Source organism: Streptomyces sp. NPDC054975, assembly GCF_053609105.1.
Genome location: NZ_JBSGWV010000040.1, coordinates 22,847 through 39,997, shown reverse-complemented (window position 1 = coordinate 39,997; position 17,151 = coordinate 22,847). Strand labels below are relative to the sequence as shown.

Genomic DNA, 17,151 nt, shown 5'->3' with positions numbered 1-17,151 from the left:
CCACGATCTGAACAGATGTCAGGTCCCCCGGCCATGTCGTGGCCGGGGGACCTGACGCGTGGACTCGTGGTGGTGAGAAGCGCGACGGTCCGGCAGCGCGGACCGAGACCGGTTCAGGTCACCCCGCGGCCCCGCCCGCGGCGCCGAGTTCGTCGGCGATCGGCTCGGTGCCCGGCTTGGGCTTGAGCGAGGACATGACCAGCGTGACCGCGGTTCCGACGACCGCCCAGGCGGAGAGCACCAGGAGCGAGGCGGTGACGTCGTTGCCCCTGAAGTACGCGATCGAGCGCGCGGCCCAGGTGCCGGCGCCCGGGGGCAGGGCGGGGCCGATCGCCTGCCAGAACGGGGGCAGCATCGGCAGCGGGAACGCGCCGCCCGCGCTCGGATTGCCGGCCACGACGATCAGCAGGATCGCCAGGCCGATGCCGACGATGCCGAAGACCGACTGAAGGGCGAGTGTGGCGGCGCCGACCGCGAAGACGACCAGGGCGCCCAGGCCCCACAGGGCCACCACGCTGCCGGGCAGGGCGCCCAGGATCGGGCCGACGATGACCGCGCCGCCGAGTCCGCCGAGGATCGCGTAGAGCGCGAGGGCGCCGAGCCGGATGACCGCGCGCTCCCGGTTCGCGGGGCGGGAACCGGCGCTGATGGCGAGGATCGCGGCGCAGATGTAGCCGCCGACGCACCAGCCCACGACCAGGTAGAAGGCGGAGAGGCCGTCGAAGTCCTGGGGCGAGGCGGGGGCGATGTCGACGGTTCTGACGGTGCGTCCGTTGGCCGCCTCGACCTTGGTGAAGAGCGTGTCCAGGGCGGAGGAGAGCACGGTGCCGCCGCCGGAGGCGACGAGCAGGGTGTCGGTGGTCCCCGCCGGGTTCACCAGGAGGGCGCCGTCGATGTCCCGGTTCAGGATCTGCTTCCGGGCCTCGGCCTCGTCCGTGAGGGTCCGGGGGTCGAGCGGTTCGCCGGGGAGTCGCTCCACCTGGCCGACCAGCTGGGCGGAGACCTGTGGGGGCGCGACCACGCCGAAGGGGACGTCCTTCGGCTTCGGGTTGTGGAGCGCCCCCACGTACGAGGCGATGAACAGCAGCTGCAGGGCGAGGACGCCCACGACCAGCAGGGCGGCGCGGGGGGTGACGGCACTCTTCAGTTCGTCGACGAGGCTCATGCCCCCCACGCTCCGGCGAGAGAAGTGATCGCGCAGGCGGGATGGGGCCGAACGGATGAGGCGTGTCGAGCCTCTCGCCCGGGAATCGCTGATGTGTTCGAATCAGGTCGCCGACCAGGGTCGATGAGGGGGTACAGTAATCGAACGAGCGTACGATGAACATATCGGGTGAATCGGCGAAAAGGGGTGGAGTGATGGAGGTGCGACATGACGGGCTTCGCCCATCTGCACGTCGCGTCCGGTTACTCCGTCCGCTACGGCGCCGCCCACCCCGAGCACCTCGTCCGGCGGGCGGCCGAGCGGGGCGTACCGACGCTCGCGCTCACCGACCGGGACACCGTCACCGGCGTCGTCCGGTTCGCCCAGGCCTGCTCCGAGAGCGGTGTCCGGCCGGTCTTCGGCGTCGACCTGGCGGTGGAGGCCCTCGCACCCCCGCCGCCGGCCCAGCGCCGCCGTACCCCCGCACGCGGGGGCGCGCACGTCGTCGAGCCGCCGCTGCGGTTCGTGCTGCTCGCACGGGACAAGGAGGGCTGGGCGCGGCTGTGCCGCATCACCTCGGCCGCCCACGCCGATGCCGTGTCCGGTACGGCGCCGGTGGTGCCGTGGGAGGCGCTGCGCACCTACGGCGGCCCCGGCCTGACCGTGCTGCTCGGACCGCTCTCGGAGCCGGTACGGGCCCTGGCGGCGGGCCGCGAGGACGTCGCGATGAAGCTGCTGGCCCCCTGGCAGGAGATCTTCGGCAGCGGACTCGGGCTGGAAGCCGTGGCGCACCAGCCCTCCGGCACCGGGCCCGGGTCGGTCCGGCTGGCCGCCCGCACGCTGGCCCTCGCCGACCGCACCCGTACCACCGCCGTGCTCTCGAACGCCGTGCGCTACGCCGACCCGGACCAGCACCGGCTCGCCGACGTCCTGGACTCCGCGCGCCTGCTGCGGCCGATCGACCGGCGCCGCCTGGACAGCGGGCAGCGCTGGCTCAAGGACGAGAGAGGGATGACGAACATCGCGCGGCTGATCGCCGAGTGCGCGGGCGCGAACCCCGCGCGAGCCCGCCGGCTGCTGGCCGACACCGCCGCCGCGGCGGCCGCGTGCGCCGTCGACCCCGTCGCCGACCTGGGAATCGGTACGCCCCACTTCCCCGAGCCGGGCGTGCTCGGCGCGGAACCCGGCGCGGACGGCGCCGCCCGGCTGCTGCGCGAGCGGAGCGAGGCGGGCCTCGTCCGGCGCGGCCTGGACCGTGACCGCGCCGCGCTCGACCGCCTCGACGACGAGCTCGCGGTGATCTCGCGGATGGGGTACGACTCGTACTTCCTCGCCGTCGGCCAGGTCGTGGCCGACATCCGGGAGAAGGGCATCCGGGTCGCGGCCCGGGGCTCGGGCGCCGGATCGATGGTCTGCCACGCCCTCGGCATCGCCACGGCCAACCCGCTCGACCACCGCCTGCTGTTCGAACGCTTCCTCAGCGTGCGCCGGAGGTCGCTGCCCGACATCGACATCGACGTGGAGTCCGCCCGCCGCCTGGAGTGCTACGACACGATCTTCGACCGGTTCGGCAAGGAACGCGTCGCGGTCACCGCCATGCCCGAGACCTACCGCGCCCGCCGCGCCCTGCGCGACACCGGCCTCGCCCTCGGCATCGCACCCGCGGACATCGACCGGATCGCCAAGAGCTTCCCGCACCTGCGGGCCTCCGACATCACCGGCGCGCTCGCCGAACTGCCCGAGCTGCGGGGGCTCGCGGCCGAGGCGCACCGGTACGGGCCGCTGTGGGAGCTGGCCGAGGGCCTCGACTCCCTGGTCCACGGCATGGCCATGCACCCCTGCGGCGTGGTCATCAGCGACGCGACGCTCCTGGACCGGCTGCCGGTCCAGCCGACCCCGCAGGGCGACTACCCCATGGCGATGGCGGCGAAGGAGGAGATCGAGGTACTGGGCAACATCAAGCTGGACGTCCTCGGCGTCCGGATGCTCTCCTCGATGACCCACGCGGTCGCCGAGATCGAGCGGGTCACCGGCGACCACATCGACCTCGACGACCCCGCACAGGTGCCGCTCGACGACGTCTTCGCGTTCAAGCTCATCCAGGAGAGCCAGACCCTCGGCCTGTTCCAGCTCGAATCGCCCGGCCAGCAGGACCTGCTCTCCCGGCTCCAGCCCCGCGATCCGCAGGACGTCATCGCCGACATCAGCCTCTTCCGTCCCGGCCCGGTCGCCGGCGGCATGCCCGAGCGGTACATCGCCGCACGGCACGGCGGCACGCCCGCGTACGCCCATCCCGACCTGGAGCCGGTGCTCGCCGACACCTACGGCGTGACCATCTGGCACGAGCAGATCATCGAGACGCTGTCGGTGATGACCGGCTGCGACCGCGCGCTGGCCGAGGTCGCCCGGCGGGCGCTCGGCGACAAGGCCAGGCTGCCCCGGATCCGGGACTGGTTCCACCACCTGGCGAGCGCCCGGGGCTACAGCGCGGAGGTGCGCGAGCAGGTCTGGAAGACGGTCGAGGCCTTCGGCGCCTACGGCTTCTGCCGGGCGCACGCGGTCGCCTTCGCCGTACCGGCGCTGCAGAGCGCCTGGCTCAAGGCGCACCACCCGGCGTTCCTGCTCGCCGGTCTCCTCGAACACGACCCCGGGATGTGGCCCAAGCGGGTGCTCGTCTCCGACGCCCGCCGCCGTGGCGTGCCGATCCTCCAGGTCGACGTCAACGACTCCCGGGTGCGGCACACCGTGGAGAAGGCCGACGGGGACCGGTGGGGCGTACGGCTCGCCCTGTCCGCCGTGCACGGCATCAGCGAGGAGGAGTGCGCGCGGATCGAGCAGGGGCAGCCCTACGGATCGCTGTCGGACTTCTGGCAGCGGGCCCGCCCCAGCCGGCCCGTCGCCGAACGCCTCGCCGAGATCGGCGCCCTGCGCTCCCTCCACGACGGCCGCCTCACCCGACGTGATCTGCTGCTGCAGATCGCCGAACTCCACCGGCAGTCCCGCACCCGGTCCGCGAGCAAGGGCCAACTGCCCCTCGACGCGGGCGCCGTCGGCGGGGCGGAGCCGAGCGGTCTGCCGGAGATGACCGGACGCGAGGCCCTGAGCGCCGAGCTGAACACCCTCGGCATCGACGTCTCCAAGCACCTGATGGAGCACCACCACCGGCTGCTGCGCGAGATCGGCGCGACCGACGCGGCCCACCTGGCCGGGATGCGCGCCGGTCAGCAGGTCCTCGTCGCCGGGGTGCGGGCCTCCACCCAGACCCCGCCGATCGCCAGCGGCAAGCGGATCATCTTCGTCACCCTGGAGGACGGCTCCGGCCTGGTCGACCTGGCCTTCTTCGAGGACTCCCACCCGGCCTGCGCGCACACCGTCTTCCACAGCGGACTGCTGCTCGTGCGCGGCACGGTCCAGGTGCGCGGCACCCGCCGCACCGTCGTCGGCACCATGGCCTGGGACCTGGACGAGATCGCCGCCGCCCGCCGCGACCGGGGCCCCGAGGCCGCGCTCGCCCTGCTCGGTGCCGACCGGCCGCACCCCACGCCTGCCCAGCCGCACCGCGTCCTGGTCAACGGCACGACGGGCGCGCGCCTGCATCCGTACGCCGATCTGCAGCCGGCCGGCAGCCGTTCGGCCGATCTGAAGAAGTTCGGCTACACGAGCCCCGGGAGCGCGGGATGACGGTACGTCAGCGGCACATCGCCCACCTCCATCTGCACCCGGCCCCACCGCACACCGCGTTGAGCGAGGCCCAGTACGGAGACGTAATCAAACTGGTGTCTGGTGTTACGCCGCATGTGCAGGCCGTCCCGCCCCAGGCCGTCCAACTGGACCTGACCTCGGCGCTCCGCTACTTCGGCCTGTCCCCTTACGACGTCGTCCAGTTGGCCAAGCTCCGGCTGAAGGCCCTCTACGACATCGACAGCAGCGCCGGGCTCGCGAGCAACCGCATGCTCGCCGCCATGGCCGCCGACGCCTCCGCGCCCGGCGAGACGACCTGGGTCCGCGCCGACGAGGCCGAGGAATGGCTCTACCCCCGGCCGGTCACCGCGCTGCCCGGAATCGGGCGCGCCACGGCCGACTCGCTCCACCGGTACGGACTGCACACCATCGGCCAGGTGGTCGAGCTGCCTCCGGCGACCTTGCAGCGACTCCTCGGGGCCGGCCCCGCCCGGCTCCTCGCCGAGCGCGCCCGCGGCCACGACCCGCGCCCGGTCACCCCGTCGGAGCCCGCCGCGTACCTGAGCGCCGACCTCGTCCTGGAACGGGACTGCCTCGACCCGGCGCAGCACCACCGGGCGGTCCTGGGGCTCGCCGACCGGATCGGCCAACGCCTGCGCGGCGAGGGCCAGACCGCCGGGCGGCTCACCCTGACCGTGCGGTACGCCGACCGCAGCTCCACCACCCGTACGCGCGCCCTGCCGGAGCCCACCGGCCACTCGCCGGCCCTCGCCGCGACCGCCCTGGGGCTGCTGGCCGCCCTGGGCCTGCAACGGGCCCGCGTCCGGGCGTTCGCGCTCCGCGCCGACGGCCTGCTGCCCGCCGACAGCGCCTACCGTCAGCTCTCCCTGGACCCCGGCGACGCCCGCGCCCGCGCGGCCGAGGCCGCCGCCGACCGGGCGCGCCGCCGTTTCGGCCCGGAGGCCGTCCGCCCGGCCGCGCTGGCCCGCTGACCGCCGCCGTGTAGGCCGTGTTGACGAGAAGTCAGTTTTTACCGCCGCGTAACTTCCCAGTCGAGGCTACTCGTGCGTAGCTTGGCGTGAAGCAGAGCATCCCCACTTGTGGTCCGGGCCGCAGGGCTTACTGCCGTCGTTCGTTCCTGATTTCCCTTGAGCCGCAAGGAGATCGCACGATGCTGCCCTGGAAACACGCGCTCAGAACCCTCTCGGTCCTGCTGCTGACCGCCGCCGCGACCCTCGCCCCCACCGCCTCGGCCCAGGCCGCCCCCGCCCAGGCCGCCGCCTCCAGCCGCGGCTGGAACGACTTCTCCTGCAAGCCCTCGGCCGCCCACCCGCGCCCGGTCGTCCTGGTCCACGGCACCTTCGGGAACTCCGTCGACAACTGGCTGGCTCTCGCCCCCTACCTGGTCAACCGGGGCTACTGCGTCTTCTCGCTCGACTACGGCCAGCTGCCGAACGTGCCCTTCTTCCACGGGCTCGGCCCCGTCGCCAAGTCCGCCGAACAGCTCGACGTCTACGTGGACAAGGTCCTCGCGGCCACCGGCGCCCCCGAGGCAGACCTCGTCGGGCACTCGCAGGGCGGCATGATGCCGCGTCACTACCTGAAGTTCCTCGGCGGGGCCGAGAAGGTCAACGCGCTCGTCGGGATCGCCCCCGACAACCACGGCACGACCCTCCTCGGCCTCACCCAACTGCTGCCGCACTTCCCCGGCGTCGAGGACTTCGTCTCCGAGCACACCCCGGGCCTCGCCGACCAGATCGCCGGCTCCCCGTTCCTCACCCGGCTCAACGAGGGCGGGGACACGGTCCCGGGCGTCACGTACACGGTCATCACGACCAAGTACGACCAGGTCGTCACCCCGTACCGCTCGGGGTTCCTCTCCGGCCCGAACGTCACCAACGTCGTCATCCAGGACAAGTGCGCCCTGGACCTCTCGGAGCACGTGGCGATCGGGACCGTGGACCGGGTGACGTTCCACGAGGTGACCAACGCCCTCGACCCGGCCCACGCGACCCCGACCACCTGCGCCTCCGTGATCGGCTAGCGCCAGGCGCCAGGCGCCAGGCGCCAGGCGCCCGACGCTCGGCGTCAGCGCGCGGCGCGGCGGCCGCTCCGGCGGATCGCCCCGAAGAGCACGGCCGCGCCGAGCGCCAGAACGGCGGCGCCACCCATCGCCAGGTACGAGGTGGTGGCGTCGCCCCCGGTCTCGGCGAGCCGCTCGCCCGGTTCGGCGCCCGCGGCGGCGGGCGCGTTCGGCGCGGCGGAACCGGCGGGCTCCGAGGCGGCCGGCGTCGAGGTCGCGGGCGTCGAGGGCGCGGGCTGGGAGGCCTCCGGCGCCGCGGCCGTCGCCTGCGCGCCGGTCCCGGCGTGCTGGTCGCCGTGCCCGCCGTGCTCCACGGAGGACTGGTCCTTCCCGTCCTCGATCTCCTCGTCGGTCGGCGCGGACGCCGTCGGGGCCGTACCGGCGCTGTCCTTGCCGAACACGACGTCGGAGCAGGTGTAGAACGCCTCGGGGGAGTCGGAGCGCTGCCAGATCGAGTAGATCAGGTGGCGGCCGGACTTGTTCGGGATCGTGCCGTCGAAGACGTAGTCGCCGTTCTCCATCCGGGGGTCGGTCACCGTCGCGAACGGCTTCGCCTCCAGGTCCGACCACTTCAGCGGCTTCGAGGGGTCGTAGCCGTCCTTCGTCACGTACAGCTCGAAGGAACCCCGGTGCGGGGCGGTCCCCTTGTAGCGGAAGGTGTGCTTGCCCGACGCGAGCGTGCTGGCCGGCCAGTCGCCGCGCGCCAGGTCCAGACCCCGGTACTTGTCGTTGCCGGCGCTGCACAGCTTGCCGTCCGCGATCAGGTCGCGGTGCTTCCCGGCGGCGTTGGCGATGTTCACCGCGTTCCAGTCGTAGAACGCCTGCGCCCCGCTCGCCGCGACGGCCGCCTTGCACGCGGCCGACTTCGGGCTCTCCGGCCCCTCCGCGTAACAGGCGGAGACCCGGCTCACCGGATCCGTCATCGACCCGTGCGCCACGGCGGGCGCGGCGGCGAGCCCGGCGAACGCGAGCGGCGCGACACCGAGGACGAGGGCGGCGGACGCGGTACGGCGTGCGGTCATGGTGAACAACTCCTTCGAGGGGGGACCTGCGTGGGGGGTTGCTCAGCAAGCTAGCCGCCGAGAACCGCGAAATCGGCTGTGAGAAGGGGGTGATGGCGATCCTTATGGTCGCTTTAAGGAGCGGCTAAGCGGCCCCTCAGACACCCGCCCGGCCACCTGCCCTCGGTCGGCCCCCGCAGCCCCCGCGGCCCCCTTCGGCCCTCGCAACCCCCTCGGCCCCCGCAGCCCCCGCGGCCCCCTTCGGCCCTCGCAACCCCCTCGGCCCCCGCAGCCCCCTCGGCCCCCTCGGCCCCCATGGCCCCCTCGGCACCCTTGGGCGCCCGCCCCGCCGCGCCGCCGTCAGCTCAGGCGGCGGTAGCGCCGCTCCGGGCGTCCTGTCCCGCCGTAGCGCAGGGTGATCTCCACCCGGCCCGTCTCCGCGAAGTACTCCAGATAGCGCCGCGCGCTGACCCGGGACAGCGCGCCCGCCTCCGCGCACTCCGTCGCCGACAGCCCCTCCGGGTGTGCCCGCAGGATGCCGTCCACCAAGTCCGCCGTCGGGGCGGCAAGGCCCTTGGGGAGTTCGCGCGAGCCCGGCGGGCGGGTTCCGAAGATCTGGTCCACGTCCTCCTGGCGCGCCTCGTCCAGCCCGTCCAGGCGGGTCCGCAGCGAGGCCACGTGCCGCAGCTGCTCCTGCAGCGCGGCCTGGTTGAACGGCTTGATCAGATAGTGCAGCGCCCCCGCCCGCAGCGCCGAGCGGATCATGCCCGCGTCCCGCGCCGCCGTGATGAACAGGGCGTCCACCGCGAGACCGGACCCGCGCAGCTCGCGCAGGACGGAGATCCCGTCCATGTCGGGCAGGTAGATGTCGAGCAGGACGAGATCCGGGCGCAGCCGGTCGGCGAGGCGCAGCGCCTCACCACCGCTGTGCGCGACCCCGACGACGGAGAAACCGTCCACGGTCGACACATAACGGCTGTGCAGCTTCGCGACCATGAAGTCGTCGTCCACCACCAGCACCTTCGTCACGCCGCCACGCTAGGTCGCGACCACAAGGACCACAACGTCCGTTGATTGCGGAAGAGAGACAGGTTCTTAACGCGCGGGCAACATGTGGGCCACTTCACACATCTATCGAGAGGCGGCACACGTGCGTCTGCGCACCCCCCTCGCCCTGCTCGGGGCCGCGCTGCTGGTGTTGGTGGGGCCGCCCCTGCTCTCCGCCGGCAGCGGCTCCGACACCGGCACCCAGATCCCGGGCCTGCGGTTCATGGTCCCCAACACACCCGGCGGCGGCTACGACATCACCGCCCGCACCGCGGCGAAGAACGCCGAGGACGCCGGTCTGACCACCGACATCGAGGTCTTCAACCTGCCCGGCGCCGGCGGCACCGTCGGCCTGACCCGGCTCGTCGGCGAGCACGGCAACGGCAAGGTCGCCATGTCCATGGGCCTCGGCGTCGTCGGCGCGGTCCACACCAACAAGACCCCGAAGACCCTCGCCGACACCACCCCGATCGCCCGGCTCACCATGGAGCCCGACATCGTCGTGGTCGGCAAGAACTCCCCGTACCGGACCATGCGGGACCTGATCACCGCCTGGAAGGCGAACCCCGGCAAGCTGCCCGTCGGCGGTGGTTCCTCGCCCGGCGGACCCGACCACCTCGCCCCGATGCTGATGGCCCGTGCCGCCGGCATCGCGCCGAAGAGCGTCAACTACATCCCCTTCGACGGCGGCGGCGAGCTCCTCGCCTCCATCCTCGGCGACAAGGTCGCCTTCGGCGTCTCGGGCCTCGGCGAGTACCTCGACCAGATCGAGTCCGGCGAGCTGCGCCTGCTCGCGGTCACCGGCCCCGAGCGGGTCCCGGGCCTGGACGCGCCCACCCTGCGCGAGGCCGGGCTCGACACCGAGTTCATCAACTGGCGCGGGATCGTCGCCCCGCCCGGCCTCTCCGACGCCGAGCGCGACAAGCTCGTCGGTCTCGCCACCAAGCTGCACGACTCACCGCAGTGGCGCGAGTCGCTGAAGAAGAACGGCTGGCACGACGCCTTCCTGCCCGGCGAGCAGTTCGGCGCCTTCCTCGCCGCACAGGACAAGCAGGTCGCCTCCGTGCTGAAGGAGCTGGGACTGTGACCACGGCCACCGACAAGCGCTCCTCCTGGCTGCGCGAGCACTCCGAGCTCGGCGTCAGCCTCCTCCTCTTCGTCATCGGCGTCCTCGTCCTCACCGACGCCCTCACCATGACCGTCGACATCGCACAGCGCGGCCCCGTCGGCCCCAGGACCGTCCCGGTCGTCGTCGGCGCCGGTCTGCTCGTCGTCGCCGTCCTCCTCGCCGTCGACGTCCTGCGCGGCGGCCGGGGCGAGTCCGAGGGCGGCGAGGACGTCGACCTCTCCGAACCCAGCGACTGGCGCACGGTCCTGCTCCTCGCCGGGGTCTTCCTCGCCTTCGCCGTCCTCATCGGACCGGTCGGCTTCCCCGTCTCCGGAGCCCTGCTCTTCTGGGGCGCGGCCTACGCCCTCGGCAGCCGCCACCTCCACCGGGACCCGCTGATCGCCGCCGGACTCTCCCTCCTCACCTACGTCGTCTTCAACAACCTGCTCGGAGTACCGCTGCCCGGCGGCCCGCTGATGGGAGTGCTCTGACCCATGGACTCACTGAACTCCCTGATCGACGGCTTCGGTACGGCCCTCACCCCGATGAACCTGCTGTGGGCGGCCATCGGCGTGCTCCTCGGCACCGCCATCGGCGTCCTGCCCGGCATCGGCCCCGCCATGGCGGTCGCCCTGCTGCTCCCGGTGACGTACGGGCTCGAACCGACCGGCGCCTTCATCATGTTCGCCGGCATCTACTACGGAGCGATGTTCGGCGGCTCCACCACCTCGATCCTGCTCAACACCCCCGGCGAGAGCGCGGCCGTCGTCGCCGCCCTGGAGGGCAACCCCATGGCCAAGGCCGGCCGGGGCGCGCAGGCGCTCGCGGCGGCCGCCATCGGCCACTTCGCCGGCGGCATGATCGGCACGCTGCTGCTCGTCGCTCTCGCCCCGACCGTCGCCGCGCTCGCCGTCGACATCGGCGCGCCCGACTACTTCGCCATCATGGTCCTCGCGTTCATCGCGGTGACCTCCGTCCTCGGCTCCTCCCGGATCCGCGGCCTCGCCTCGCTGCTCATCGGCCTCACCCTCGGCCTGGTCGGCCTCGACCAGATGACCGGGCAGCAGCGCCTCACCTTCGGCTCGCTCCAGCTCGCCGACGGGATCGACGTCGTGATCGTCGCGGTCGGCCTCTTCGCCATCGGCGAGGCGCTGTGGGTCGCCGCGCATCTGCGGCGCACGGCGGGCGAGGCCATCCCCGTCGGACGCCCGTGGCTCGGCAAGGACGACGTGAAGCGCACCTGGAAGTCCTGGCTGCGCGGTCCCGTCATCGGCTTCCCGTTCGGCGCGATCCCGGCCGGCGGCGCGGAGATCCCGACCTTCCTCTCGTACGTCACGGAGAAGCGGTTCTCCAAGCACAAGGAGCAGTTCGGCAAGGGCGCCATCGAGGGCGTCGCCGGACCCGAGTCCGCCGCCTCGGCCTCCGCCGCCGGCACGCTCGTCTCGATGCTCACCCTCGGCCTGCCGACGACCGCCGTCGCCGCCGTGATGCTCGCCGCCTTCCAGCAGTACGGCATACAGCCAGGGCCGCTGCTCTTCGAACGCGAACCCGACCTGGTCTGGGGCCTGATCGCCTCGCTCTTCGTCGGCATGGTCCTGCTGCTCGCGCTCAACCTGCCGCTCGCGCCCGTCTGGGCCAAGCTGCTGCGCATCCCGCGCCCGTACCTCTACGCCGGCATCCTCTTCTTCGCCGCCGTCGGCGCGTACGCGGTCGGCGGCGAGGCGCTCGACCTGGTGATCCTGCTGATCATCGGTCTGATCGGCTTCGGCATGCGGCGCTACGGCCTCCCGGTCCTGCCCGCCGTCATCGGTGTCATCCTCGGCCCGGCCGCCGAACAGCAGCTGCGCCGCGCGCTCCAGATCAGCGACGGCTCGCCGGCGGGCCTGGTGAACACCCCGTTCTCGGTGACCGTCTACGCCGTGATCGTCCTTCTGCTGGCCTGGCCCCTGCTGAAGAAGGTGATCATCCGCCGCCGTAACGTGTCGGCATGATCCACGACATCCGCCCCGCGACCCCGTCCGACGTGCCCGCCGTGCGGGCCGTGACCGACGCGGCCTTCACGCACTACATCGACCGGATCGGTCTCGTACCGGCCCCGATGGAGTACGACCACGCCGCGAACGTGGCCGCGGGGAGGGTGTTCGTCGTCGGCGACCCGGTGACCGGCCTCGTCGTGGTGATCCCCGAGGCCGACCACCTCTATCTCGACGAGATCGCCGTCCACCCGGACGCCCAGGGCACCGGCCTCGGCCGGGCGCTCCTCGACTGGGTGGACGCGCGGGCGCGCGGACTCGGCCTGCCCGAGGTACGGCTGCTCACCAACGCGATGATGTGGGAGAACCAGAAGCTGTACGAGCGGTACGGCTACGAGCTCGTCGAGCGCCGCCTGGACGGCCCGTACGATCGTATGCACTACCGCAAGCGGCTGTGAGTGGCGGCCTCAACTCGCCCCCGATAGGGTGAGTTTCGGACAGTTCATGGCGTGATCCGGTATCCCTGGCGGGCGATACACCCCCCCACCCGAAGGGATCACCCCATGCGTCTCCGTCTCGCCCTCGCCCTCGGCTCGCTGCTGGTCGCAGCGGGCGCGGCCACGGCCACCGCCCACACGGGCTCCGTCGACACCCTCTCCGTCGACGCGTACGGAACCGTCGCCTCCGACGGCACGGTCACACTCTCCGGCACGTACCGCTGCCTCGACGACAGCGCGGGCCCGGTCTTCATCAGCAGCACGCTCGTCCAGCAGGACCGTTCGGCCGGCATCGGCGGCACCCGGGCCGTCTGCGACGGCCAGCTCCGCGACTGGTCCAACACGGCCGTCGTGAAGGACCCCGCCTACCGGTCCGGCGCCGCCCGGGTGCAGGCCTCCCTGATGCAGCTCACACCCTCGGGCCCGATGGGCCTGCCGACGCCCGGCTTCCTCGCGGTGGAGGAGGCGGACGTCATCCTCGGCTGACGCCGAGCAGCCGGACCAGCCCCTCGCGGCCGAGGCGTTCGAGCTCGTCGAGGGCCGCGACGGCGCGGGCCGCCGCCTCCGGGTCGGCGGCGGCCAGGCCGCTCGCCGCGAACTCGTCCTCGTCCAGCCGCAGCACCTCGCTGCCGTCCGCCGACACCCACAGATCCAGGTCCAGGTCCTCGACCACGACCTCCAGGCCGTTGACGGCGGCCGGCCGGGTGATGTCGCAGTACCACCCCTTGAGCATCCTGTCCGAGGACCGGACCTCCTTGACCGCGTACCAGCGATCACGCCAGTAGTGCTCCACGAACACGTCGCCCGGCTCGAACCGTACGAAGCCGAAGTCCCGCACACCCTCGGCGGCCCAGGGGGCGCGCACGGTCAGCCGCGAGCCGTCGTCGGCGACGACCTCGGCGGGGTACCGGATCTTCGTCCGCCCCGCCTTCACGAGCACGACCTCGACGTCGCTTCGTGCCTGCCGATCGACGTCCACCTGGTTCTCGACGTCCACGTGGTCCTCGACCTCAACCGAGCGCCCGGACATGGCGCACCTCCGTCGCGCAGATCTCGTAGCCGAACCACCTGTTGATCGCCAGCATCGGCTCGTTGCCGGCATCGTTCCCGGTGAACGCCTCCGTGCAGCCCGCCGCGCGCGCCCGGTGCAGGGAGTCGTTCTTGGCGAGCTTGGCCAGCCCCCGGCCCCGGAACGCCGGGTCGGTGCCGGTCATCCCCGTGCTGTACTTGCCCCGGCCGTCGGTCTGGGCGGCGGTGAACGCGGCGGGACGGCCGTCGACCAGCGCGACCGTGGTCAGTTCGGGGTCGAACAGCGGGTGGTTCCACGTGGTCGCCAGCCAGTGCTCGTAGTCCGTCAGCTCGGCACCGACATCGCCGGGCTCGTCGGCCGTCGTCACGGCGTCCAGCACGAACAGCGGACGGGGGTCGGCGGCGAACGCTGCGGCCGGCCGCAGCTCGACGCCGGTCGGCGGCTCCTGGAGCGGAGGCAGGCCGGCGGTGAGGTCGAGGCGGAGGAAGTGCGCGGAACGCCGGGCCTCGTATCCGTGCCGTTCGGCGAAGGCACGGAACTCGGGGACGTCGAGCACCCAGCTGTAGAGCGTGGAGGCCCCGCTCTCCGCGAGATGCTCCTCGGAGGCCCGCACCAGCAGCGTGCCGGCGCCGAGGCCCCGCTTCTCCGGATGGACGTAGACGTTGACCGAGCCGACTCCGGGCTCGGGCGCGTCGTGCGCGACGCGGACCTGGGCCGTGCCGACGATCTCCCCGTCGACCTCGGCGACCAGGGGGCGCGCGTGGGCGTCGGGATGGGCGTGCGCCCAGTCGAAGGCGACCTGGGTGCCGCTGGCGAGCATGAACGGGAGCGCGGCGCGCCGGACACGGGCGAAGGCCTCGGCGTCCTCAGGACGTACATCTCGGACGATCACAGTCATGGTGCCGCACCGTATGCGGGGGAGTGGCGAGGCCGCCTCCCATTTTCCCCCGGGGCGGGGGCAGAATCGGCGCGTGACATTGCGAATCACTGTGGACACGGCCTCCTCGACCGCCCCGTACGAACAACTCCGCGCCCAGATCGCGGAACGCGCCCGCTCGGGCGCCCTGCCGGTCGGCTACAAGCTTCCGACGGTACGGGGGTTGGCGGAGGACCTCGGACTTGCGGCGAACACGGTCGCCAAGGCGTACAAGTCGCTGGAGTCGGACGGCGTCATCGAGACCCGGGGCCGCCTCGGCACGTTCGTCGCGGCGGCGGGCGACGCGGCGGCCCGCCGGGCGGCGAGCGCGGCGGCGACGTACGCGACGGAGGCCAAGCGCCTGGGCCTGACCCGAGAGGCGGCGTCGGCGGCGATCTCGGACGCCCTGCGCGCGGCGTACGGGGGCTGATCCCCGCCGGGACACGGGACGCGGCGGGGGATCCCCCTGGGGCCAGGTCGCAATACGGCACCGGAGTTGACCCTCTGGCGCCAAGCCGCGGGCACGGCCCCGGGGGTTGCCCCTCGGGGCCCTCGCTACAGGTAGAGCCCCGCCTCCGGCGCACGGGACTCCGGGATGCCCGCGGGCGACGTGCCGCGCCGCAGCGCGAACAGCTCCGCCAGCGTCGCGCCCTCACGCCCCACGCCCTCCTCCGTACCCAGCCACCCCACGGCCTCGGACCGTGTCAGCGCGCCCACCTCGATGCGGGCCAGACACCGGCCGGGGCGGACAACGGCGGGATGGAGCCGCTCCAGGTCCTCGTTGGTGGTGACGCCGACGAGGACGTTGCGGCCCTGACCGAGCAGCCCGTCCGTGAGGTTCAGGAGCCGGGACAGCGCCTGGCCCGCCGTGTGCTTCGCCTCGCCGCGGATCAGCTCGTCGCAGTCCTCCAGGAGCAGCAGGCGCCACCGACCCTTCGCCGTGCCCTCGTCCTCGCCGATCGCGATGTCCATCAGATAGCCGACGTCGTTGAAGAGCCGCTCCGGGTCCAGGACGCAGTCCACCTGGCACCAGTCCCGCCAGGAGCGGGCGAGGGTGCGCAGCGCGGAGGTCTTGCCGGTCCCCGGCGGCCCGTGGAGCAGCAGCAAGCGGCCTGCGATGTCGTCCGGGGTGACCTTCATCAGCCGGTCCATCGCATCGGCCACCGGCGCCGTGTAGTTGGGCCGGACCTCCTCCCACGTCCCGGCGCTGATCTGCCGGGTCGTACGGTGCGGGCCGCGCCGGGGCGACACGTACCAGAAGCCCATCGTGACGTTCTCGGGCTGCGGCTCGGGCTCGTCCTTCGCGCCGTCCGTCGCCTCCTTGAGGATCCTCTCGGCGAGCTCGGGCTCCGTCGCGGTGACGGTGACGTCCGCGCCGCGGTTCCAGCGGGAGACGAGCAGCGTCCAGCCCTCGCCCTCCGCGAGCAGGGCGGCCCGGTCGTCGTCCTTGGCGGCACGCAGCACCGTCGCTCCGGCGGGAAGCAGCGTCGCCGCGGGCTTCACCCGGTCCAGGGTCGTGCTCTGCGCGTGCGGCTGCTCGCCGGTCGTGAAGCGGCCCAGGAAGAGCGCGTCGATGACGTCGGAGGGCGAGTCGCTGTCGTCGACGTTGAGCCGGATGGGCAGCGCCCGCTGCGGCTCGGACGCGGACGGGGTGGAGACGGACGGCTCGGACTCGGACCGCTCGGACGCGGACCGCTCGGACGCGGACGGTGCGGAAGGCTCGGACAGGATGGACTCCTCGGCCGGTGTGGCAGACATGGCGGCCATGATCCGGCAACGAGGCACAGCGCGCACGGTGTTTTGACCGGCAGGATCCGGGGGCCCACCGCCGGGCCCCCGGATCCTCAGAGCCCGGTCCGCCCGGCTGCCCGTACCGCGCCCCGTGTGCGGCGCACGAGCGCGTACCCCTTGGTCAGCACGCGGTCCTTCGCGAAGGACCGTCCGATCGCGTGGCCCTCGACCAGGCGGGCGAAGTCCTCGATGCCGGTGGAGCGGCGTACGGTCAGTCGTTCCAGGGCGTACGGTCCCTGGCGGCGACGCGCCGTGGTGTTGCCCACCGCGAGGGCCTGGGCGTAGCCGGCCGCCCGGACCGTCCGGCGGACGCGGCGGTCGGAGTAGCCGTACGGGTAGGCGAAGGAGACCGGCGCCCGGCCCAGCTCGTCGCGGACGATCTCCTTGCAGCGCAGGGTCTCGTACCAGAGCCGCCGGTCGTCGACCTGGTCGAGTGGCGGGTGGCTGTGGCTGTGGCCGCCGATCTCCGCACCGGCGGCGGCCAGTTCGCGCACCTGGTCCCAGTCGAGCATGGTGTCCAGGGCCCCGCCCTCGTCGTACGCGCCGCGCAGCCAGCCCGTGGAGACGAACACCGTCGACGCGAAGCCGTGCTGGGCGAGGACGGGCAGCGCGTGCCGGTGCACGCCCTCGTAGCCGTCGTCGAAGGTGATCAGGACCGGGCGCGCGGGCAGCGGCCCGCCCGTGCGCCAGGCCTCGGTCAGCTGCGCCGTGGTCAGCGGGGTGAGCCCGCGGTCGGCCACGACCGCCATCTGCGCGGCGAACGCCTCCGGGGAGACGGACAGCCGGTGCGCGGCCGGAGCGGGCTCGTGGTCCACGGCGTGGTACATCAGGATCGGCACGGGCTGGTTCACACGACCACCTCCAAAGCACCCGCCGCCTC

Annotated in this window: 16 protein-coding genes; 9 read left to right on the top strand and 7 right to left on the bottom strand. The window is 72.9% G+C overall.

Annotated features, from left to right (window positions below; all coding sequences use genetic code 11):
- Window positions 1-118: 118 nt before the first annotated feature.
- Window positions 119-1,165 carry a DUF3533 domain-containing protein gene (locus ACWF79_RS27040; RefSeq protein ID WP_453730759.1) on the bottom strand — a complete coding sequence of 349 codons (1,047 nt, stop codon included), beginning with the start codon at window positions 1,163-1,165 and terminating at the stop codon, window positions 119-121.
- A gap of 207 nt (window positions 1,166-1,372) precedes the next feature.
- Between ACWF79_RS27040 and ACWF79_RS27035 the strand changes: the two genes are divergently transcribed.
- The 3 genes from ACWF79_RS27035 (at window position 1,373) to ACWF79_RS27025 (ending at window position 6,869) form a co-directional block, all read left to right on the top strand.
- Window positions 1,373-4,825: a DNA polymerase III subunit alpha gene (locus ACWF79_RS27035; RefSeq protein ID WP_453730758.1), complete on the top strand. Its 3,453-nt coding sequence runs from the start codon at window positions 1,373-1,375 to the stop codon at window positions 4,823-4,825.
- Window positions 4,822-5,817 (top strand): DNA polymerase Y family protein, encoded by a 996-nt coding sequence (locus ACWF79_RS27030; RefSeq protein ID WP_453730757.1) that lies wholly within the window; start codon window positions 4,822-4,824, stop codon window positions 5,815-5,817. Before ACWF79_RS27035 ends, ACWF79_RS27030 begins: the two co-directional genes overlap by 4 nt.
- A 179-nt stretch (window positions 5,818-5,996) precedes the next feature.
- Entirely contained in the window at window positions 5,997-6,869 is an 873-nt protein-coding gene (locus tag ACWF79_RS27025; protein ID WP_453730756.1) for an esterase/lipase family protein, read from the top strand.
- Between the two features lie 44 nt (window positions 6,870-6,913).
- Here ACWF79_RS27025 and ACWF79_RS27020 read toward each other — a convergent pair whose 3' ends face one another.
- Window positions 6,914-7,930: a lytic polysaccharide monooxygenase auxiliary activity family 9 protein gene (locus ACWF79_RS27020; protein ID WP_453730755.1), complete on the bottom strand. Its 1,017-nt coding sequence runs from the start codon at window positions 7,928-7,930 to the stop codon at window positions 6,914-6,916.
- 339 nt (window positions 7,931-8,269) lie between these two features.
- Complete coding sequence (locus ACWF79_RS27015) at window positions 8,270-8,938, bottom strand: response regulator (RefSeq protein WP_453730754.1); 669 nt, start codon at window positions 8,936-8,938, stop codon at window positions 8,270-8,272.
- A gap of 121 nt (window positions 8,939-9,059) precedes the next feature.
- Here ACWF79_RS27015 and ACWF79_RS27010 point away from each other — a divergent pair, with 121 nt between their 5' ends.
- The 5 genes from ACWF79_RS27010 to ACWF79_RS26990 all read left to right on the top strand — a co-directional run bounded on the left by ACWF79_RS27010 (window position 9,060) and on the right by ACWF79_RS26990 (window position 13,020).
- Window positions 9,060-10,043 carry a Bug family tripartite tricarboxylate transporter substrate binding protein gene (locus ACWF79_RS27010; RefSeq protein WP_453730753.1) on the top strand — a complete coding sequence of 328 codons (984 nt, stop codon included), beginning with the start codon at window positions 9,060-9,062 and terminating at the stop codon, window positions 10,041-10,043.
- Entirely contained in the window at window positions 10,040-10,555 is a 516-nt protein-coding gene (locus ACWF79_RS27005; RefSeq protein WP_453730752.1) for a tripartite tricarboxylate transporter TctB family protein, read from the top strand. Before ACWF79_RS27010 ends, ACWF79_RS27005 begins: the two co-directional genes overlap by 4 nt.
- Window positions 10,556-10,558: 3 nt before the next feature.
- Window positions 10,559-12,055, top strand: a complete 1,497-nt coding sequence (locus ACWF79_RS27000; RefSeq protein ID WP_453730751.1) for a tripartite tricarboxylate transporter permease — start codon at window positions 10,559-10,561, stop codon at window positions 12,053-12,055.
- Window positions 12,052-12,495: a GNAT family N-acetyltransferase gene (locus tag ACWF79_RS26995; protein WP_453730750.1), complete on the top strand. Its 444-nt coding sequence runs from the start codon at window positions 12,052-12,054 to the stop codon at window positions 12,493-12,495. The genes ACWF79_RS27000 and ACWF79_RS26995 overlap by 4 nt, the downstream gene beginning before the upstream one ends.
- A 105-nt stretch (window positions 12,496-12,600) precedes the next feature.
- Entirely contained in the window at window positions 12,601-13,020 is a 420-nt protein-coding gene (locus ACWF79_RS26990; RefSeq protein WP_453730749.1) for a DUF6299 family protein, read from the top strand.
- Here the strand turns inward: ACWF79_RS26990 and ACWF79_RS26985 are convergent.
- Both ACWF79_RS26985 and ACWF79_RS26980 read right to left on the bottom strand, forming a co-directional pair.
- Window positions 13,007-13,564 carry a DUF402 domain-containing protein gene (locus ACWF79_RS26985; protein WP_453730748.1) on the bottom strand — a complete coding sequence of 186 codons (558 nt, stop codon included), beginning with the start codon at window positions 13,562-13,564 and terminating at the stop codon, window positions 13,007-13,009. The genes ACWF79_RS26990 and ACWF79_RS26985 overlap by 14 nt on opposite strands.
- Entirely contained in the window at window positions 13,545-14,462 is a 918-nt protein-coding gene (locus ACWF79_RS26980; RefSeq protein ID WP_453730747.1) for an N-acetyltransferase family protein, read from the bottom strand. The genes ACWF79_RS26985 and ACWF79_RS26980 overlap by 20 nt, the downstream gene beginning before the upstream one ends.
- 73 nt (window positions 14,463-14,535) lie before the next feature.
- Here ACWF79_RS26980 and ACWF79_RS26975 point away from each other — a divergent pair, with 73 nt between their 5' ends.
- Window positions 14,536-14,910: a GntR family transcriptional regulator gene (locus ACWF79_RS26975; RefSeq protein ID WP_453730746.1), complete on the top strand. Its 375-nt coding sequence runs from the start codon at window positions 14,536-14,538 to the stop codon at window positions 14,908-14,910.
- A gap of 125 nt (window positions 14,911-15,035) precedes the next feature.
- Here the strand turns inward: ACWF79_RS26975 and ACWF79_RS26970 are convergent, their stop codons facing one another.
- Window positions 15,036-16,238, bottom strand: a complete 1,203-nt coding sequence (locus ACWF79_RS26970) for a DUF5925 domain-containing protein (RefSeq protein WP_453730745.1) — start codon at window positions 16,236-16,238, stop codon at window positions 15,036-15,038.
- 86 nt (window positions 16,239-16,324) lie between these two features.
- A complete protein-coding gene (locus tag ACWF79_RS26965; protein ID WP_453730779.1) occupies window positions 16,325-17,098 on the bottom strand; it encodes a polysaccharide deacetylase family protein in 774 nt (257 codons plus the stop codon).
- Window positions 17,099-17,151 lie beyond the last annotated feature (53 nt).

Bases quoted from the DNA above. Each gene is read 5' to 3' on its own strand.
- ACWF79_RS27040 (WP_453730759.1), bottom strand. From the start codon at position 1,165: ATGAGCCTCGTCGACGAACTGAAGAGTGCCGTCACCCCCCGCGCCGCC.
- ACWF79_RS27030 (WP_453730757.1), top strand. From the start codon at position 4,822: ATGACGGTACGTCAGCGGCACATCGCCCACCTCCATCTGCACCCGGCC.
- ACWF79_RS27020 (WP_453730755.1), bottom strand. From the start codon at position 7,930: ATGACCGCACGCCGTACCGCGTCCGCCGCCCTCGTCCTCGGTGTCGCG.
- ACWF79_RS26970 (WP_453730745.1), bottom strand. From the start codon at position 16,238: ATGTCTGCCACACCGGCCGAGGAGTCCATCCTGTCCGAGCCTTCCGCA.
- ACWF79_RS26965 (WP_453730779.1), bottom strand. From the start codon at position 17,098: ATGTACCACGCCGTGGACCACGAGCCCGCTCCGGCCGCGCACCGGCTG.
- ACWF79_RS26990 (WP_453730749.1), top strand. From the start codon at position 12,601: ATGCGTCTCCGTCTCGCCCTCGCCCTCGGCTCGCTGCTGGTCGCAGCG.
- ACWF79_RS27025 (WP_453730756.1), top strand. From the start codon at position 5,997: ATGCTGCCCTGGAAACACGCGCTCAGAACCCTCTCGGTCCTGCTGCTG.
- ACWF79_RS27035 (WP_453730758.1), top strand. From the start codon at position 1,373: ATGACGGGCTTCGCCCATCTGCACGTCGCGTCCGGTTACTCCGTCCGC.
- ACWF79_RS26985 (WP_453730748.1), bottom strand. From the start codon at position 13,564: ATGTCCGGGCGCTCGGTTGAGGTCGAGGACCACGTGGACGTCGAGAAC.
- ACWF79_RS26980 (WP_453730747.1), bottom strand. From the start codon at position 14,462: ATGACTGTGATCGTCCGAGATGTACGTCCTGAGGACGCCGAGGCCTTC.
- ACWF79_RS27000 (WP_453730751.1), top strand. From the start codon at position 10,559: ATGGACTCACTGAACTCCCTGATCGACGGCTTCGGTACGGCCCTCACC.
- ACWF79_RS26995 (WP_453730750.1), top strand. From the start codon at position 12,052: ATGATCCACGACATCCGCCCCGCGACCCCGTCCGACGTGCCCGCCGTG.